The sequence below is a fragment of the Methylocaldum sp. GT1BB genome, assembly GCF_051027545.1.
In the GTDB taxonomy this organism is placed as follows: Bacteria; Pseudomonadota; Gammaproteobacteria; order Methylococcales; family Methylococcaceae; genus Methylocaldum.
The window spans coordinates 360,960-379,047 of record NZ_CP194902.1; the positions used below are offsets into that span (position 1 = coordinate 360,960).

Genomic DNA, 18,088 nt, shown 5'->3' on the forward strand with positions numbered 1-18,088 from the left:
CGTCTAAGGTTTGATATAAATGATTGATTCTCTAGCAGGCAACATCATGCCCAAGCGGCCGTGCGCCAGCCTCTCGATACGGCTATGCTCGGCCCACGTATTTTGCTCGAGCTGCAACTGTCCCCATTCCTCGTCATAGGCGTCCAGCTCCTGCTCGAGCTGCTGAACCTCGGCGAACAACATCCTCGAGCGATACTTGGTGTACACAACACCCAAGGCAGAGGCCACGGCCACCACAAGCAACATCAGCAGAAATCTCATGATTGGATGCGCTCCGCCACGCGCAGGACCGCACTTCGAGCACGCGGATTGCTTCGAACTTCCTCCGGCTCCGGCATGCGAGCTTTACCGATGCGCTTCAGCCTTCCAGGCTCGGTAGGGTGCAAGGAAAAATGCGAGAGCACCGCCCCTCCGCGCTCCTCATCACGCATAAATCGCTTCACGATCCGGTCCTCCAATGAATGAAAAGCTATGACCACCAACCGCCCGCCGGGCTTTAGTACATCCATGGCTTGCCGCAGTCCCTGCTCAAGCTCCTCCAGCTCTCTGTTTATGAAGATGCGGATCGCCTGGAAACTCCGCGTCGCCGGATGTTTGCCTCTTTCTCGCGTGGGAACGGCCTTTTCGATGAGCTCGACCAATTCACCCGTGGATACGATCGGGCTTTTCGAGCGCCTCTCGATGATCGCCCCGGCGATGCGCCGGGCATAACGCTCCTCGCCGTAATCCCGAAGCACGCTGACCAGCTCGCTCTCGGACGCACCCGCGAGCCATTCGGCCGCCGTCATGCCTCGGCCGGTATCCATGCGCATATCCAAAGTACCGTCGCGCATAAAACTGAATCCCCGGCCCGCCTCATCCAACTGAGGCGAAGACACGCCTAAATCCATCAACACTCCGGCGACATGACTTGACCATCCGCGGAGCTGTACAAATTCGCGCAGACTCGCAAAACTGCCGTATTCGAGGGCAAACCGCGGATCCGTCATAAGCCGCTGGGCCTCTTCGGAGGCTACGGCTTCGGGATCTTTGTCCAAAGCCAGCAGTCTTCCTTCCGGCCCCAAGCTCTCGAGGATTGCTCCACTATGTCCGCCACGCCCGAACGTGCAGTCGACATACAAGCCGTCAGCCTTCAGTGCCAAACCATCCAGCACCTCACGCAGCATGACCGGCCGGTGCGCCCGATCTTCCTGACTCACAGCGCCAAAGATCCCAACTCGGGCGACAAGTCCTCCAGGCTCTCCAGGCGCTCCTCTTCGATCCACTCGTCACGAGAGGCATTCCAGGAATCCTCGTCCCAAATCTCGAATTTATTACCTTGACCGATCAGCGCCACACGCTTTTCCAATCCGGCGAACTTCCTCAAAGGCTCGGGAACCAGGAACCGTCCCTGGCCATCCATCTCACACTCGGTGGCATGGCCGATCAACAGGCGCTGCAAACGCTTTGCCTGTTTATTTAGAGAAGGAAGCTTCACCAGCTTGCGCTCAATCTCTTCAAACTCGGGAAGCGGGTAGAGCATGAGGCATTTGTCCAGACCGACCGTAACCACCAATTGGCCGTCACAATTCTCATGCAACTCCGCTCGATAACGCGTAGGCATGGCCAGACGACCTTTTTCGTCGAGATTGATGGAGTTAACGCCTCGAAACAAGAAATCCCCCTACTTCCATTGGGCTCCATTTTTTTCCACTTATTACCACCTGAATGGAATATAGAAATCATCTGCAACCAAGTCAAGCAAGATCCTTGAATATTTTTTCGGGGCAATGGCATAGTCGAAACCAACCTCGACGAAGGCGCCTCGACTGGAAGGTTCTTTTTAATAATCAACAATTTGTTACATACACCGAGAGAGCCTTCGGTGCTCGATGAACTCGACGAGAAACCGTGAATCAGCGGATTGTCAGTTTTCACTGCGCGAGCGCGGCAAAAACGGGCTTGATCGGCGATCCAACCCGAAGGTCGATATTGCTCGAAACCCGTCACGCCAAACTCGTTGATCGGTTGGGATACGCGCCATGAAGGGAATAGAGTTCTGTCGTGGATAGAGGCAATGCCTCTATCCATCGAAAAATTTGCAGATGAAGTTGAATGAAATCGGCGTCGCTGGCGGCGACTAGATCAGACAATGACGAAAAAGATCATTCCGGAGTGGAGAAGCTTTTCCGAGGAATAGGCCTAACGACCACCATCCCCCGGAAAATTACAAAAATCGATCATGCACGAATCGGAAAACATCGCCCCAGGGCTGCAAAAGCCCCGGAGAAAGCAAACTCATTTCGTCGCCTTCTTCATAAATCCGATGCTCCCCTCTTTATTAACGTTTGCGTAGTTGTTGATACAGAAACCAATCGAAAAGGCTACGGAAGCCACAAGCAAGCCAGTTAACAGAAGCTCAACCCAAGTCATCACAATCATTTAAACCTCCCGCGGGTATCAACCGACTAATGATCGCCAGCGGTTCCATCATATTACGCCACTTTACGTTTACAATAATCAAAATTATATAAATATTGATTCCTCACAAGAAACTATAATGATCGATAGATGCAAACGTTGACCAAGCTTCTTTATATTAAGAATCGCTTGCCCCTGAACGACAACGCGGCACACGCGAAACGACACCGAAGGCTAATTTCCGGCGAGCAGAGGAAATGGATTGAAGCTCTACCCCCTGGAAGATAGAGGCCATAGTGAAGGTGGCTCGGCGTAGTGCGAGCGTTACCCGTATTCCCTACGTAACCCAAAAGATCGCCTGGCCATACGATATCCCCTACCCGGATCGGTGCCACACGTTCGAAATGAGCGTAATAGTGAACCTGACGGCCGGGCCCCAACACCGAGACGACATTCCCGCCTAATCGATTCTGTCCGACTCTCATAACAATCCCGTGCGTAGTCGAATGGACAGGGGTTCCTTTGGGAGCGAAGATGTCAATCCCCTCATGCGTTCGGCCGCCGCTTCTTATCGCTCCCCATGTATCTTGCAGATTTCGTGGTTTAACACCGGCGACGGGAACCGGCAGAGTGGTCGGCGGGTTTTCAAACAGAAGCCGGACAACAAAGACGGAATCTCGCACTATAGATCCCGGAAGGAGACTCGGAACCCCAAATAGAAAAAAAACAGCGATAAAGCCTTTAAGGATACGCAACATGCAACCCCAATAAATTCATCGTTCGTTATTAAATCTCCACGTAAAATTCTTACGTGAAGTTCAGCTCGAAACTTAGACTGATTACGATGAATTCTTTCCCGAATTGTCTATCGTTGGAGGCGGGAGGAGACGGATTCGGCAGCGGACTCAAGCGCCGGCGAGTTACCGAACATGACTATTCAAAGACAACTTGGCGCTGCGCGCGACAAGGCAGAAGGCGAGTATTTCGGCGCTTCCCTGCGCCGTGTAGCACTGGGACCGACGAGGTCCAGTCGATGAAAGCCGGTTTAATGATCCGTCTGAGAACTGGTGGAACTAGCTTGCTCTTCAGTCGGATCTACCGTGTTCTTACCGAGCCCGGAATAGACGGGGCACCAGCGAAGACGAGCAGAAGCCAATAGAATACCGCCTACGATCAACAGCGGGATATTGGCCAGAAATACCGAGACTAGCGCCAGTGCGGCGCCGACACCGTAACGGATTTTCTGGTCTTTAAGCCCGACGTTGAGCTCGCGTTTAGTCATTTTTTTTATATCGAAACTCATCGCTAACCTCCTCTCTCAAAGAGAGTGCGATTGTGCAAGCTTCATATCAATCGCGCAAGCTGATTCCATTAAAATAGCACCATGGACATTACCCCGATTATCGATCCCCTGAATCCGGCTCAGCGAGAGGCGGTAACTTCGCCCACTCCGGCCCTTCTGGTATTGGCCGGCGCCGGAAGCGGCAAGACCCGCGTACTCGTACATCGCATCGCCTGGTTGATGCAGGTGGAAGGCACGTCGCCCCACGGCATCCTGGCAGTCACGTTCACCAACAAAGCGGCGAGCGAAATGCGCGGACGTATCGAAAGTCTGCTGAACATATCCGCTCAAAACTTATGGGTCGGCACCTTCCACGGACTCGCGCACCGCCTGTTGCGCCGTCATGCCAAGGAAGCGGGATTGCCAGATGCCTTCCAGATCCTCGACTCGGACGACCAGCATCGGCTCATCCGTCGTCTGCTCAAGAGTCTCGACCTGGACGAGGCCCGTTGGCCGCCACGCCACGTACAATGGTTCATCAATGCCCACAAAGAAGAAGGACGCCGAGCCCGTCACCTGCCGGAGTCGTACGATCCATTCCAAAAACAGATGCAGCGCATCTATCTGGCTTACGAGGAACTCTGCGAGCGGTCGGGCCTGGTCGATTTTGCCGAATTGCTGTTGCGCGCCCACGAATTCCTGCGGGATACACCCGAAGTGCTGGATCATTACCAGCGCCGTTTCCATCACGTACTAGTAGACGAATTCCAGGACACCAACCGAATTCAGTACGCCTGGCTGCGGCTTCTCACCCGCGAGCGCGAGAATCTGTTCGTCGTTGGCGATGACGATCAGTCCATCTACAGCTGGCGCGGTGCGAAAGTCGAGAATCTCCATAAATTTCAGAAGGATTATCCAAGTCACCGTCTGATTCGGCTGGAGCAGAACTACCGTTCCACCAGCAACATATTAAATGCCGCGAACGCCCTCATCGCGAATAACGAAGGCCGACTCGGAAAAACCCTATGGACCGACGGCGGCATCGGCGAGCCGATTTCGGTATATGCCGCCTTCAACGAGCAGGAAGAGGCTTATTTCGTGGCCGAGCGGATAAAGCAGTGGGGGCAAGAAGGTAACGCCCGCCGAGATGCGGCAATCCTTTACCGCTCCAACGCTCAATCCCGCCAGTTTGAAGAGAAATTGCTGGCCATGGGAATTCCCTATCGGGTCTACGGCGGACTTCGCTTCTTCGAACGGGCGGAAATCAAGGACGCTCTCGCTTATCTCCGCCTGATCGCCAACCGCCATGACGACCCCTCCTTCGAACGAGTCGTCAATACGCCCGTGCGCGGCATCGGCGCCAAGACACTCGACTTGATCCGTGATTTAGCCCGCTCGGAGCGCTGCTCTCTTTGGCAGGCGGCGGAAATGCTCGGCCGCGACGCCGCGTTGCCCACCCGCGCCAGGAATCCCTTAGCCGGCTTTCTGCAACTGATTGAGACCATGACCCGAGACACGGCCGAGCTTTCTCTTTGGGAACAGGTGCAGCATGTTATTCCCACCTCGGGTCTCCGAGCCCATTATGAAAAGGAAAAGGGCGAACAGGCCGAAGCGCGAATCGAAAACTTGGACGAATTGGTCAACGCCGCCCGCCAGTTCGAATACGAGCCGCAACTGGATACGGAGCTTTCAAAGCTCGACCAGTTTCTGTCCCACGCCGCGCTGGAGGCCGGGGAGAATCAAAGCGACGAGTTCGAGGACTGCGTTCAGCTCATGACCCTGCATGCGGCCAAGGGACTGGAGTTCGAATTGGTGTTCATCGCTGGACTCGAGGAAGGATTGTTTCCCAGCCTGCAATCGCTGGAAGAACCGGGACGCCTGGAAGAAGAGCGCCGCCTTTGCTACGTCGGCATCACCCGCGCGAAGCGCAAACTTTACCTCACCTATGCCGAAGCCCGGAGGTTGTACGGCAAGGAAACCTATCCCCGCCCCTCGCGTTTCCTACGGGAGATTCCGTCCGAACATCTTCAGGAAGTCCGCATGCGCGGAAGCATCGGCCGACCCATGATTTCCTCACAGCCGTCAACCAGCACCACCGACAATAACGGTATTTTTAAGCTGGGACAGCGTGTTCGCCACGCAAAATTCGGGGAAGGCGTTATCCTTCAGTACGAGGGGGAAGGCAATCAAGCCAGGGTTCAGGTGAATTTTGCCGAATCCGGAGTCAAGTGGCTGATGCTCGCATACGCGAATTTACAGCGGCCTTGAAAAAGCCGCCTTGTCGCATGTTCGGCCTCGGTCAAGCATTTTTCTTCTCTTCCATCATCCGCTCGAGAATGGGGCGGAAAATGATTTCCATGGCCAGCCCCATCTTGCCGCCGGGCACGACGATCGAGTTGTAGCGGGACATGAACGAGTCCTTGATCATCGACAAAAGATTTTGGAAATCTACGTTGAACTTGCGTGGATTCTTGAAGCGGATAATCACGAGGCTTTCGTCCGGCGACGGAATGTCACGTGCGATGAATGGGTTCGAGGTATCGACCAGAGGCACTCGCTGAAAATTGATATCCGTCTGGGAGAACTGCGGAGTGATGACCTTCACGTAATCGTACATGCGTCGCAGAATCGTATCGGTCACGTCCTCCGGCTTGTAGCCGCGTTCCGCAGTATCCCTGTGGATTTTCTGAATCCATTCCAGATTGACGATGGGGACCACACCCACCAAGAGGTCCGCATATTGCGGAATATTCACGACCTCGTTCTTCACAGCGCCGTGCAATCCCTCATAAAACAATAAGTCGGTTCCCCCGGGAATATCGCCCCACGGCGTGAAGGTACCCGGTTTGTACCCCCCCAGACGCTGGCCTTCTTCCTCGTTGTGGATGTAATAGCGACGCTTGCCGGTGCCAGTTTCGCTGTACTGCCGGAACAAGCTTTCTAAATCCTCGAGCAAGTTCGCCTCGACGGCGAAGTGACTGAAATGCCGGCCCTCCGCTTGAGCATTGGCGATATGGCTACGCATTTCGGCACGGTCGTAACGGTGAAAACTGTCACCCTCCACCACCGCCGGCTCAATGTTCAGCCGAAAGAACAAATGCTCGAACGCCTGTTTTACGGTAGTCGTACCTGCACCCGACGAACCGGTGACAGCGATGACGGGATGTTTCTTGGACATGAGAGCCTCCTCCTATTTCGTTATTCTAACCGCACGGGCGCATGTATGGACCACGAGGCCACCCTAAATTCACGGCAGACTGCATCCAACCCGATGCAAGCGGCGACGACGCAGTACGGGCAAAAAGCGATATCGACCAACCACCTCATCACCGCCGCCCCCTGAAAACGCCTAATTCAACCATAGTGCACGGAACGACGGTGGCAGACTGCCGCCACGTCGAAGCTCTGCGCTACCCTTGCTGAATTTAAGATCGCGACTGAACACCGGCCTGAGGATATTGCATAAGAAGAATCAATGAGTCCATACTTTCAAGATAAATAATTCTTTATAGATTGCCTGTTGGCGCGAAAGCATGAACATTACACTTCGGCAGTTAAAAGTCTTTGAGAGGGTGGCACGCCGCCTGAGCTTCACCCGCGCGGCGGAGGAGCTTTATCTGACGCAACCTGCCGTTTCGATGCAAATCAAACAATTCGAGGATGTCATCGGTTTGCCGTTATTCGAGAGGTTGGGCAAAAAAATTTACCTGACCCGGGCCGGGGAAGAACTATATCGGCTGAGCCGCACCATCTCGTTGCAATTGGAAGAAGCCGAACAACTGATCGAGGAACTGAAAGGCACGGAAGGCGGGCGTTTGGCCGTGTCGGTTGCCAGTACCGTTCATTATTTCGCTATCCGCCTTTTGGCCGATTTTTGCCGGCGTTATCCGAAAGTTAAGGTCAGCTTTAAAGTCACCAACCGCAAAGGGCTGCTCCAGCAACTCGACGACAATGAGGCCGACATCGTACTGATGGGGCAGCCGCCGGAGGATCAGGACTTGACGGCAGAAGCATTTATGGACAACCCCTTGGTCGTCATCGCCCCCGCCAATCATCCGTTGGCGGGCCAAAAGAGCATTCCGTTGAGCGAACTGAATCATGAAACCTTCCTCATGCGGGAGCAGGGATCCGGCACCCGCAATGCGGTCGAGCGCTTCTTGTCGGAAAAGGGCGTGCAAATTTCCGCCAGCATGGAAATGAACACCAACGGCGCCATCAAACAGGGCGTGGAAGAAGGACTCGGGCTTGGCATTGTTTCAATACATACCGTAGAACGCGAACTGGAAGACGGCCGGGTGGTCGTTTTAGATGCGGAATCGTTTCCCATCATGCGCCAATGGTACATCGTGCATCGGGCCGGCAAACGCCTGTCCGCAGTGGCACGGGAGTTCGAGGAATTCGTCCGAACCGAAGCCGGCCGATTCGTCAATAGCGACATCATCAGGACCGCCTTGAACGGAAAGAATTAGCGCTCCCATTCATTAGGAGCGCGTCAGCCGAACGTTATCGATCAAGCGAGTTTTGCCCAGCCAGGCCGCTGCCAGTATGACGAGATGGGAATCGTCCTGTCCTGCCGGTACCAGATCGGATTCGCGCCGGACGCTGAAATAATCCGGACGAAATCCGGCGGCTTGCAAGGTTTCGATCTGCTGCCGTTCGATACGGTCGAAATCGCTATCGCCCCTGCAAATTGCCTCCGCCGCGAGGCAAAGGCAGCGATACAAGATAGCCGCCTGTTCCTTCTGCTCGCTCGTGAGATACGCATTTCTAGAACTCATCGCCAATCCGCTCGGCTCTCTGATGGTCGGGACGGAGCGAATGCGCACGGGAAAATCGAGATCCGCCACCATACGGCGGATTATCAACAGCTGCTGATAATCCTTCTCGCCGAACAGCGCGACATCGGGCTGCACCAGGTTGAAGAGCTTGCTGACGATAGTGGCGACGCCTCGGAAATGTCCCGGCCGGAACCGACCGCAGAGTTCATCGGACAAACCCGGCACCTCGACGAAAGTTGTAACCCCCGAACCCGTGGGATACAGCTCGGCCACCGAAGGCATGAACAGGAGATCGACTGCCGCGCTGCGAAGCTTTTCCGAATCTTCCGCGGGCGTTCGCGGGTAGGCATCGAAATCTTCGCCGGGAGAGAATTGAGTCGGATTGACGAAGACGCTCACCACAACCTTATCGGCGAGTTGCTTCGCCTCGCGGACAAGATGCACGTGCCCGGCATGCAGGTTTCCCATGGTCGGCACGAAAGCCACGGAAAGATCTTTCGAACGCCATTCCCGCACGGCTTGGCGCAAATCGCTTATGGATTCGATAATGAGCATGACGAGCCTTGGATTATCCGCCGAAAGAACCGCTAAAAACTGTGGTCCAACGCCGGGAACCGGCCGGATCTCACATCGTCTGCGTAATTGCGGATAGCCGACGGAATATCCTCGGCGCCTTGAAGAAAATTTCTGGAAAACTTGGGGCGCTTGCCCGGCGTGATGCCGAGCATATCGTACAGTACGAGAATCTGGCCCCCACAGCCCGGACCCGCACCTATGCCGATCGTCGGGATATCGAGAGCCGCCGTAATCTCGCCGGCCAAGGTCGCCGGCACACATTCGAGCACCAACACACTAATACCCGCTTCCTGAAGAATCAAGGCATCCTCGAGGATTGCCTGTGCGGCTTTTTCTTCTTTTCCCTGCACGAGATAACCGCCGACCTGATGAACCGATTGAGGCAGCAGCCCCAAGTGACCGCAAACGGGAATATTCTGCTCTACCAAGGCACGAACGATCTCGACCCGCTTCCGCCCGCCTTCGATCTTGACCATATGTGCCCCGCCACGTATCAACCTAGCGGCGCTATCGATCGCCTGCGCCGGACCGGAATAACTGGCGAACGGCATGTCCGCCGCCAATACGGCGCGGCGAATTCCGCGCGCCACGCACCGGGTATGGTAGACCATATCGTCCAAGGTCACCGGCAACGTCGTCGGCTCGCCTTGCACGACCATTCCCAACGAATCGCCGACCAAAACCAGATCCACGCCGGCATCGTCCATGAGTTTGGCGAAGCTGGCATCGTAAGCGGTAAGAGCCACGATTTTTTCATCGCGCCGTTTCATCGCCGCGAGATCCGGAATAGTCAAAGCCTTGGCCGCATCATACATGCTCGATTACCCTCAATCCTCGTTGCGGACACTTCCGAACCAGATCAGCCAATCGCCCCTTGCCGGGAATCTCGAGCTCCGGCGCGATCTCCTCGAGCGGATACAGCACGAACTCGCGGTCCGCGATTCCCGGATGAGGGACGGTCAGCACTTCGCTCGCTATGATTTCGCACCCGTACAGCAACAAATCCAGGTCCAGCGTCCGAGGTCCCCAGCGTTCGCCCTTGCGCACCCGCCCGTGAGCCGTCTCTATGGCCTGAAGTTTGCGCAACAACTCCAGCGGCCCCAATGTCGTTTCGACCGACATTACGGCATTGATGTAATCGGGCTGATCGCCCGGTCCCATGGGCGCACTGCAATAAAGGCTCGAAAAAGCCAACTCCCGGATACCCTCTATCTTACTAATAGCCGAGCGCGCCGACTTGATGGTTTCGATGGGATCGCCCAAATTGGCGCCCAGACCGATATAGGCCGCCGTTTTATCGAATGGCACAACATGATCAGACGGAAACATTGGCAGAAGATTCAGAGCGCGATTTGCGTTTACGCGACCGGGATCTGCCGGAGCGGCGCCGGCCGGGACTCGTCATGGCTTTCCGCTCGGCTTCGTCGGCCTGCTGGAATCGAGTCCACCACTCGGCGAGCGACGGCTCGGCCTCTCCGGTCTCGGCCCGGAGCAACAGGAAATCATAAGCGGCACGAAAGCGGGGATGGGTCAACAAACGAAACGGCCGTGAGCCGACAATCCGTTCAAAACGCGGCTGCAAGGCCCAAACCTCCCGAGCCGGTAGACTGACCGTCCGGGGCAAAGCGGTATGACGAACTTGCCGTGCAATCACCTCACCCGCAGCTTCCTGATAGGCCAAAATATCGCTTTCTCCGGCCTTGATTCGGGCTTGCGCGCCCGCCCGAACCGGTTCCCACAACAAGGCCGCGAACAGAAAATATGGCGCTACCGGTTTTCCCTCTTGCACTCGCTGATCGGTCCGTTCCAAGGCTTTGGCCAAGAATGTCAGCGGAAACCCCTGCTGCTCCTTGGCCAAACACCGCTCCGTCTCGGGAAACAGTGCCGCGAACAAACCGTAGTGCCTGAGCTGTTCGAAAGTCTGTACCGCATAACCGGACAAGAACAGCTTAAGAACCTCTTCATAAAGACGAGCCGGCGGAATTTCTTGTAGCAGACTCGAAAACCGTTTGATCGGATCGGCGCAGCTCGGATGAATGGTAAAGCCGAGTTTGACGGAGAAGCGTAACGCCCGCAGCATCCGTACCGGGTCCTCCCGATAACGTTGCTCCGGGTCGCCGATTAGTCTCAGCATACCGGCCTTGTGATCCTCCATGCCGCCGACGTAATCCACCACGGAAAAATCATTGATGTTGTAATACAACGCATTAACCGTGAAATCGCGGCGGAAGGCGTCCTCTTCGATGGTTCCATAGACGTTATCCCTAAGGATGCGGCCATTCTCGATGATGCGCCCCCCGTGACTCTCCTCGCCTGCGAGCCCTCGAAAGGTTGCCACTTCGATAATTTCCTCGCCGAAATGCACATGAGCGAGGCGAAAACGCCGACCGATCAAACGGCAATTGCGGAAAATCGCCCTGATCTCTTCGGGATGCGCGCTGGTTACCACGTCGAAATCTTTCGGCTCGCGCCCCAAAAGCAAGTCGCGTACGCAACCGCCGACCAAATAAGCCTGATACCCGGATTTCTTCAGGCGATAAAGCACCTTTAGCGCGTTATCGCTGATCATCGATCGGGAAATCATGTGTTCAGATCGCGGATAAATCCTAACGCTCACCGCTGCCTCCGGCTTGGGCTGCGGCAATTTGAACAACCTTTTGACGAAGTTGAAGATTGGCAGAGGAGTATCTTGTTCGTTAGACCTAAAAGAAGCCGGAATGTTACCTTAGGCGGCGGGCACACTCAACGTGCCGGACCCTCGATCTGCTTCCGTATGACAACAGCGTCGATCGGCTCAGATCGTCAACACCGATTTTTGAAAAATTACGGATTCAAACGAGTAAGATCGGTTCTAAGAAGAAAGTTCACTCATCCAGAGTATTTCGAGGAGTCGTGCTTATGTTTGAGAACTGGTTCAGCCAGATGAACGAGTTCATCCTCTCTCATCCGCACTGGATCGCGAAACTGGATTTTCTGCTGCGGGTGAAATGCGGGATTTTGACAGCATTGATGGGGATTTTCGTGTATCTCATCTACAAGGAACAAAGCAAACCCGCCGGGAAACCCAAAAAATCTCCTTATCGCTTTGTCGCTTGATCTAAATCGGAAAAACGCTGTCTATCATAGTGAAAACTCGTTATGATGGGAATTTCAACCACCGCGACAGCAAGGGTATCTCATGCAAGTATCACCCCGCAAAGTGGTCCATATCCACTACACCCTCACCAGCGATGACGGCGACATCCTCGACAGTTCCAAGGATCAAGGTCCATTGGCCTATATTCACGGCATGGGCAACATCATTCCCGGACTGGAGAATGCGTTAACCGGTCGCGCCGTGGGCGACAAGCTCAAGGTCAGCATTCCGCCGGAAGAAGCGTATGGCTTGCGAGACGACGACCTTATTCAGTCGGTACCGAAAACGGCCTTTGAAGAGGGACAAGAGATACTGCCTGGCATGCAATTTCAAGCGCAGTCTCCGGAAGGTCTTCAGCTGCTTACGGTAATCGGCGTAGACGATGACGAGGTAGTCCTGGACGGCAATCATCCGATGGCCGGCCTTACTTTGAATTTCGAGGTTGAAATCACGGACGTTCGCGATGCTACGCCCGATGAGCTGGATCACGGCCACGTACATGGTCCGGGCGGACATCACCACGGCTGATTCGATTCGCAGAACGAGGCGGCTATCTTTCTTCGCCGGATAGCCGCCTACAAATCTAACGGTTTGCGAGACGCGCCCACGAATCGTGGTCGTCGGCATCCTCAAGAACCACCTCGACCCAGTCGCCGACCTTCAAATGGGTCGCGCCATCGATAAATACTTGGCCATCGATTTCAGGAGCATCGGCCCGGCTGCGAGCGACCGCTCCCTCCTCCACAACCTCGTCGACCAAAACGATTTCCTGCAACCCGATCTTCGACTGCAGCCTATCAGCGCTGATTTGAGCCTGAACCTCCATAAACCGCGCGAGGCGTTCTTCTTTCACGGCTTCCGGCACAACATCGGATAACTCGTTGGCAACCGCGCCCTTGACGGGCGAATAGGTAAAGCACCCGACCCGGTCGAGCTGGGCTTCTTGAAGAAACGCCAACAGCTGCTCAAAATCCGCCTCGGTTTCCCCCGGAAAGCCGACGATGAACGTACTGCGAAGCGTGATTTCCGGGCAGATGTTCCGCCACTCGGCGATCCGGGCCAAGACATCCTCTGCGGCTGCCGGACGCTTCATCAGCTTCAGAATTCGGGCGCTGGCGTGCTGGAACGGAATGTCCAGATAGGGCAGGATTTTTCCCTCCGCCATGAGCGGGATAACTTCATCCACATGGGGATAGGGATAAACATAATGCATCCGCACCCAAACCCCGAACTCCCCCAGAGCCTTGGCCAAATCATAGAAGCGGGTCTTGAGCGGACGCCCGCCCCAGAAGCCGGTTCGATACTTCAAATCGATGCCGTAGGCGCTGGTATCTTGCGATACGACGAGCAGTTCCTTCACTCCAGCCGAAACTAGGCGCTCCGCTTCCGCCATCACGTCGCCGATGGGGCGGCTGACCAGATCACCGCGCAAGCTCGGAATAATGCAAAACGTGCAGCGATGATTGCAGCCCTCGGAGATCTTCAGGTAAGCATAATGGCGAGGCGTTAGTTTGACTCCTTCCGGCGGCACCAGATCGACAAAAGGATCGTGAAGAGGCGGCAAATGCTCATGCACCGCCTCGACAACCTCTTCATAGGCATGGGCGCCGGTAACCTTCAGCACTTGAGGATGGCGGGATCGAATCTCGCTCTCGCGAACGCCCAGACATCCCGTAACGATGACCTTACCGTTCTCTTTCAAAGCCTCGCCTATGGCGTCCAGGGACTCCTCGACCGCGGCATCGATGAATCCGCAGGTATTCACAACGACAAGATCAGCGTCCTTATATGTCGGAACGAGGCTGTAACCTTCGGCACGCAACTTGGTCAGAATGCGTTCACTATCTACCAACGCCTTGGGACAGCCAAGGCTGACAAAACCGATACAGGGTGTTTTCATGAAGAAATATGCGAGGGAGGAACAAAGGATAGAGGGATAATTTTACGCCAGCGGTGGTTTCCGATTCTAAGGGCTCTCGGCGATGAACACCGCGCGCACCGGCGCGGGCAAGCCCTCGATCGTCAGTTCCGGGTTGGCCGGGTCCAGGAAATCGGACAGAGACTGAAAGCGCATCCAGTCCGTGGAGCGTTGCTCGTCGGCTGTGGTCCTCGTCACATCGACGACCCGGCCGTTTCGGTAACCGCATCGCCTTAGCCACGATAACAAGGTAGCGCAGGACGGAATGAACCACACATTGCGCATCTGCGCATAGCGATCCTCGGGCACCAAAACCTGACCCAGCCCACCGTCGACGACCAAAGTCTCCAAGACCAATTCACCGCCGGATCTGAGACAGCCCTTGAGCTCCAAAAGATGATCGAAAGGCGAACGGCGATGGTAAAGCACCCCCATCGAAAAAACGGTGTCGAAGGCACGAAGATTGAGCGGAACATCCTCTATACCCAAGGGAAGCACATGAACCGGAAAATCGCCGGCAAAATGCTTGATCGCCAGAAATTGCGCGACACTTAAGAGTGTCGGATCAACTCCGATCACCAACTCGGCCCCGCATCCAATCATGCGCCAGGCGTGGTAACCATTTCCACAGCCGACATCCAACACGGTTCGGCCTTCAAGCGGCTGAATATGATCTTTCAGCCTGCGCCATTTAAGATCGGAGCGCCATTCCGTATCGATATGAATGCCATGAATGGCATATGGACCCTTGCGCCACGGATGAAACCTGAGCAGCAGACTCTCGATGCGGTCCCGCTGTTCTTCGTTGCATCCCCCATCGACAAGGATGCTATCGGCATTCAAATCGACCACGGACGCATCGATTTTTGGCAGGCCATCGAGTGCGGCCTGCCAAGCCGGCCAATCGCCATGCCGCGCGGAGCTAAAAACCGCGTCCAACCGAGTCGGCAACCCGTCCAGCCAAGTACGCAAGTACGGCCGGCCAAGCACCGAAAACAGATCCGAATAAACCTTCAGGCTCAAATTACAATTGGACATTCTCGTTCAATGGGTTGCCGCCATTCTTTGGGGCGCCGCTTACCTTGTTGGTTTCCGTTTCCCCTTCGGGACTCATAATGTTTTCGAGGCAACAACATCCCTATTCCACCGTGCTACAATCTCGTCGTCCATTTAGAAGAAGAAAGCCGCAAAGCGCTCGAGCCGAACAACATCCCGGAGACTCCCATCCACACTCGACTTTTACGGGAAGATCGCCGAATGAACACACCCGATATCTTACAAGTTAAAGCTTATCTTCAAGACCTCCAAGACAAAATCTGTCTCGCCCTGGAAAACGAGGAACCAGACGCACGATTTTTGGAGGACCTTTGGCAATACAATGGCGGCGGCGGAGGAAGAACCCGCGTATTGACCGGCGGAAAAACGTTCGAGCAAGGCGGCGTCAATTTCTCCCACGTGTTCGGCAGAAATCTGCCACCCTCCGCCACTGCGCATCGGCCAGAACTCGCAGGCCGGACATTTCAAGCCGTAGGCGTATCCCTGGTCATTCACCCTCTGAATCCATATGTCCCGACCTCTCATGCCAATATCCGTTTTTTCCTCGCGGAGAAGGAAAACGAAACGCCGGTATGGTGGTTTGGCGGCGGCTTCGATCTCACACCCTATTATCCCTTCGAAGAAGATGCGATTTATTGGCACACTGTAGCCCGGGATGCCTGTCTTCCCTTTGGCGAAGATATTTACCCCAAGTTCAAGCGCTGGTGCGATGAATACTTTTTTCTCAAACACCGCAATGAAACCCGGGGCATCGGAGGATTATTTTTCGACGATCTCAATGAATGGGGGTTCGATCGCTGCTTCGATTTTTTGCGCAGCGTCGGAGATCATTACATCAAGGCTTATGTTCCGATCGTCCAAAAACGGAAGGATATGCCCTACGGCGAACGGGAGCGCGAATTTCAGCTCTATCGCCGCGGACGATACGTCGAATTCAACCTGGTTTATGACCGAGGAACTTTGTTTGGATTGCAATCGGGCGGCAGGACAGAATCCATTCTAATGTCTCTGCCGCCGATCGCGCATTGGCGCTATAACTGGAAGCCGCAGGAAGGTAGCGCCGAAGATAATCTGTACAAGAATTACCTGAAACCTAGAGACTGGCTATGAGCCTCTTTTATCGCCGCCGCCCGCTGCCCCGAGCGGCTCTTTCATGGCGGTAGCGTTGCGCTCTGCCAGGTGTGAAATCAATTGATCGAGGGAGCCGGTACGGGCAACCTCATCGGTAAAGCTGGCACGATAGTTCTGTAGCAAACTGATGCCCTCGATCAATACGTCGTACACTTTCCAATCGTTTTTGGTGAACACCATTCGATAGTTGACCGCCACGGGTTGAGCGCCCGCCTGGAGAATTTCGGTACGGACCATAACCTTCTTGTCCTCCGGCTTCATCTGCAGCGGCAGATAACGGATTTTCCAGTTGGCGTATTCGGTAAAGGCGGTGGTATACGTACGCACAAGCAGCATCCGGAATTCCTTTTTAAAACGTTCTTTTTGCTCGGGCGTCGCCGTCTTCCAATACTTTCCTAAAATCAACATCGACACACGATCGAAATCCACATGCGGTTCGATGATGCCATCAACGAACTGAGTAGCTTTCCTGAAATCGCCCTTGTATTCCGGCTTTTGCAGCGTGGTTTGCAGTTCGTCGGCACTGTGCTGGATAACCTGCTGTGGAGGGAGTAATCCTTCCTCCGCCCACGCTGCCGCTCCCCAGAAGCTTAACAGCAACGACAATGCAACGGCCCAACTTGCCAGGCCGAAGGAAGACTTAGTAAATTTCATTTAAAAACTCCTGCTGACTTTTTAATATTCTTATCATAACTCGGCGGCATGCACTAAACTACCGAGTTCCTCTGTGTCCCACGCAATAAACCGGCCACCATGTCGTTAAATAATAGCATTTCTTACCCCAATGTTCGCTTGCGCCGAATGAGACGGAATGAATTCAGCCGGCGCTTAGTGCGGGAAACACAGCTTTCCACCAATGATTTGATTTACCCTCTTTTCATCTTGGAAGGCGAAAATCGGCGGGAACCGGTCGCTTCTATGCCCGGCGTCGAGCGACTAAGCATCGACTTGCTGTTACGCGAAAGCGAAAAGGCTTTTCGGCTTGGCATTCCCGCCATCGCACTCTTTCCCGTAACGTCACCCGACAAAAAAACGGATGACGCACGCGAGGCTTACAATGCTGAGGGTTTGGTGCAACGAGCGGTACGCCTACTGAAACGACAGCTGCCGGAACTGGGTGTCATCACCGACGTCGCTCTAGACCCTTTCACGACTCACGGCCAAGACGGGCTCGTAGATCAAAACGGCTACGTGGTCAACGACGAAACCGTCGAAGTACTCGTGAAACAGGCGCTGTCCCATGCGGAAGCCGGCGCCGACATCGTGGCACCTTCGGACATGATGGACGGGCGCATCGGCGCAATCCGGGACGCATTGGAAGAGAAAGGATTCGTACACATGCGTATTCTCGCCTATTCCGCCAAGTACGCCTCCGCCTTCTACGGACCTTTCCGAGATGCCGTGGGCTCGGCGGCCAACCTGGGGAGCGGCGACAAATACACTTACCAGATGGATCCCGCCAATTCCGATGAGGCCCTGCGGGAAGTCGAGCTCGATTTGGCGGAAGGCGCGGACATGGTCATGGTCAAACCGGGATTGCCTTATCTGGACATCATCCGCCGCGTCAAAGACCGCTTCGGCGTCCCTACGTTCGCCTATCAAGTCAGCGGGGAATACGCCATGCTCAAAGGCGCGTCACAAAACGGCTGGCTCGACGAGCGCAAGACCGTGCTCGAATCTTTGCTGGCGCTCAAGCGCGCAGGATCGGACGCCATTCTGACCTATTACGCCAGGACCGTTGCCGAATGGCTTCGCGAAGACGCCATGAGACAGAGCACCTAAACTGCGCAAAGGCTGAAACCTAAAACTGT

General features: G+C 54.9%; 20 protein-coding genes. 7 read left to right on the top strand and 13 right to left on the bottom strand.

Features of this window, described 5'->3' with window-relative positions; all coding sequences use genetic code 11:
• Positions 1-3: 3 nt before the first annotated feature.
• From ftsL to mraZ, 3 genes are read right to left on the bottom strand one after another with little or no spacing between them, the layout of a single operon-like run.
• On the bottom strand, positions 4-261 hold the full coding sequence (ftsL, locus tag ACR2TX_RS02855; protein ID WP_077728490.1) for a cell division protein FtsL: 258 nt from the start codon (positions 259-261) through the stop codon (positions 4-6).
• Positions 258-1,199, bottom strand: a complete 942-nt coding sequence (rsmH, locus tag ACR2TX_RS02860) for a 16S rRNA (cytosine(1402)-N(4))-methyltransferase RsmH (protein WP_077728491.1) — start codon at positions 1,197-1,199, stop codon at positions 258-260. The genes ftsL and rsmH overlap by 4 nt, the downstream gene beginning before the upstream one ends.
• Complete coding sequence (gene mraZ, locus ACR2TX_RS02865; RefSeq protein WP_077728492.1) at positions 1,196-1,654, bottom strand: division/cell wall cluster transcriptional repressor MraZ; 459 nt, start codon at positions 1,652-1,654, stop codon at positions 1,196-1,198. The genes rsmH and mraZ overlap by 4 nt, the downstream gene beginning before the upstream one ends.
• Positions 1,655-2,094: 440 nt before the next feature.
• Here mraZ and ACR2TX_RS02870 point away from each other — a divergent pair, with 440 nt between their 5' ends.
• The gene (locus tag ACR2TX_RS02870) at positions 2,095-2,391 is read left to right on the top strand and encodes a hypothetical protein (RefSeq protein WP_133717623.1); all 297 of its coding nucleotides are present in this window, start codon (positions 2,095-2,097) and stop codon (positions 2,389-2,391) included.
• A 182-nt stretch (positions 2,392-2,573) separates the two neighbouring features.
• On the opposite strand, the gene ACR2TX_RS02875 is transcribed toward ACR2TX_RS02870, so the two are convergent.
• Both ACR2TX_RS02875 and ACR2TX_RS02880 read right to left on the bottom strand, forming a co-directional pair.
• Positions 2,574-3,158 carry a M23 family metallopeptidase gene (locus ACR2TX_RS02875; protein WP_434110205.1) on the bottom strand — a complete coding sequence of 195 codons (585 nt, stop codon included), beginning with the start codon at positions 3,156-3,158 and terminating at the stop codon, positions 2,574-2,576.
• A gap of 287 nt (positions 3,159-3,445) precedes the next feature.
• The gene (locus ACR2TX_RS02880; RefSeq protein ID WP_077728494.1) at positions 3,446-3,703 is read right to left on the bottom strand and encodes a YgaP family membrane protein; all 258 of its coding nucleotides are present in this window, start codon (positions 3,701-3,703) and stop codon (positions 3,446-3,448) included.
• An 81-nt stretch (positions 3,704-3,784) separates the two neighbouring features.
• Between ACR2TX_RS02880 and uvrD the strand changes: the two genes are divergently transcribed.
• Entirely contained in the window at positions 3,785-5,950 is a 2,166-nt protein-coding gene (uvrD, locus tag ACR2TX_RS02885) for a DNA helicase II (RefSeq protein ID WP_347258125.1), read from the top strand.
• Between the two features lie 31 nt (positions 5,951-5,981).
• Here uvrD and ACR2TX_RS02890 read toward each other — a convergent pair whose 3' ends face one another.
• Complete coding sequence (locus tag ACR2TX_RS02890; protein WP_210023768.1) at positions 5,982-6,860, bottom strand: phosphoribulokinase; 879 nt, start codon at positions 6,858-6,860, stop codon at positions 5,982-5,984.
• A 355-nt stretch (positions 6,861-7,215) separates the two neighbouring features.
• Between ACR2TX_RS02890 and ACR2TX_RS02895 the strand changes: the two genes are divergently transcribed.
• On the top strand, positions 7,216-8,151 hold the full coding sequence (locus ACR2TX_RS02895) for a LysR family transcriptional regulator (RefSeq protein WP_434131132.1): 936 nt from the start codon (positions 7,216-7,218) through the stop codon (positions 8,149-8,151).
• 12 nt (positions 8,152-8,163) lie between these two features.
• On the opposite strand, the gene panC is transcribed toward ACR2TX_RS02895, so the two are convergent.
• From panC to pcnB, 4 genes are read right to left on the bottom strand one after another with little or no spacing between them, the layout of a single operon-like run.
• Complete coding sequence (gene panC, locus ACR2TX_RS02900; protein ID WP_434110211.1) at positions 8,164-9,015, bottom strand: pantoate--beta-alanine ligase; 852 nt, start codon at positions 9,013-9,015, stop codon at positions 8,164-8,166.
• A 32-nt stretch (positions 9,016-9,047) separates the two neighbouring features.
• Positions 9,048-9,851, bottom strand: coding sequence for a 3-methyl-2-oxobutanoate hydroxymethyltransferase (panB, locus tag ACR2TX_RS02905; protein ID WP_077728499.1), 804 nt, complete (start codon positions 9,849-9,851; stop codon positions 9,048-9,050).
• The gene (gene folK, locus ACR2TX_RS02910) at positions 9,844-10,344 is read right to left on the bottom strand and encodes a 2-amino-4-hydroxy-6-hydroxymethyldihydropteridine diphosphokinase (protein WP_348529936.1); all 501 of its coding nucleotides are present in this window, start codon (positions 10,342-10,344) and stop codon (positions 9,844-9,846) included. Before folK ends, panB begins: the two co-directional genes overlap by 8 nt.
• A gap of 7 nt (positions 10,345-10,351) precedes the next feature.
• A complete protein-coding gene (pcnB, locus tag ACR2TX_RS02915) occupies positions 10,352-11,689 on the bottom strand; it encodes a polynucleotide adenylyltransferase PcnB (protein ID WP_240502387.1) in 1,338 nt (445 codons plus the stop codon).
• A gap of 245 nt (positions 11,690-11,934) precedes the next feature.
• Between pcnB and ACR2TX_RS02920 the strand changes: the two genes are divergently transcribed.
• Together ACR2TX_RS02920 and ACR2TX_RS02925 are read left to right on the top strand one after the other, a co-directional pair.
• Entirely contained in the window at positions 11,935-12,132 is a 198-nt protein-coding gene (locus tag ACR2TX_RS02920; protein ID WP_077728502.1) for a hypothetical protein, read from the top strand.
• Positions 12,133-12,214: 82 nt separating this feature from the next.
• A complete protein-coding gene (locus ACR2TX_RS02925) occupies positions 12,215-12,700 on the top strand; it encodes an FKBP-type peptidyl-prolyl cis-trans isomerase (RefSeq protein ID WP_077728503.1) in 486 nt (161 codons plus the stop codon).
• A 55-nt stretch (positions 12,701-12,755) separates the two neighbouring features.
• Here ACR2TX_RS02925 and rimO read toward each other — a convergent pair whose 3' ends face one another.
• Together rimO and cmoB are read right to left on the bottom strand one after the other, a co-directional pair.
• Positions 12,756-14,072, bottom strand: a complete 1,317-nt coding sequence (rimO, locus tag ACR2TX_RS02930) for a 30S ribosomal protein S12 methylthiotransferase RimO (protein ID WP_077728504.1) — start codon at positions 14,070-14,072, stop codon at positions 12,756-12,758.
• A gap of 66 nt (positions 14,073-14,138) precedes the next feature.
• On the bottom strand, positions 14,139-15,128 hold the full coding sequence (gene cmoB / locus ACR2TX_RS02935; protein ID WP_086135146.1) for a tRNA 5-methoxyuridine(34)/uridine 5-oxyacetic acid(34) synthase CmoB: 990 nt from the start codon (positions 15,126-15,128) through the stop codon (positions 14,139-14,141).
• 219 nt (positions 15,129-15,347) lie between these two features.
• On the opposite strand from cmoB, the gene hemF reads away from it, so the two are divergent.
• The gene (gene hemF / locus ACR2TX_RS02940) at positions 15,348-16,256 is read left to right on the top strand and encodes an oxygen-dependent coproporphyrinogen oxidase (RefSeq protein WP_086135145.1); all 909 of its coding nucleotides are present in this window, start codon (positions 15,348-15,350) and stop codon (positions 16,254-16,256) included.
• Here the strand turns inward: hemF and ACR2TX_RS02945 are convergent.
• Positions 16,251-16,931 carry an MlaC/ttg2D family ABC transporter substrate-binding protein gene (locus ACR2TX_RS02945; protein WP_077728507.1) on the bottom strand — a complete coding sequence of 227 codons (681 nt, stop codon included), beginning with the start codon at positions 16,929-16,931 and terminating at the stop codon, positions 16,251-16,253. The genes hemF and ACR2TX_RS02945 overlap by 6 nt on opposite strands.
• Before the next feature lie 99 nt (positions 16,932-17,030).
• Here ACR2TX_RS02945 and hemB point away from each other — a divergent pair, with 99 nt between their 5' ends.
• The gene (hemB, locus tag ACR2TX_RS02950; RefSeq protein ID WP_086135144.1) at positions 17,031-18,059 is read left to right on the top strand and encodes a porphobilinogen synthase; all 1,029 of its coding nucleotides are present in this window, start codon (positions 17,031-17,033) and stop codon (positions 18,057-18,059) included.
• The last annotated feature ends 29 nt before the right edge of the window (positions 18,060-18,088 follow it).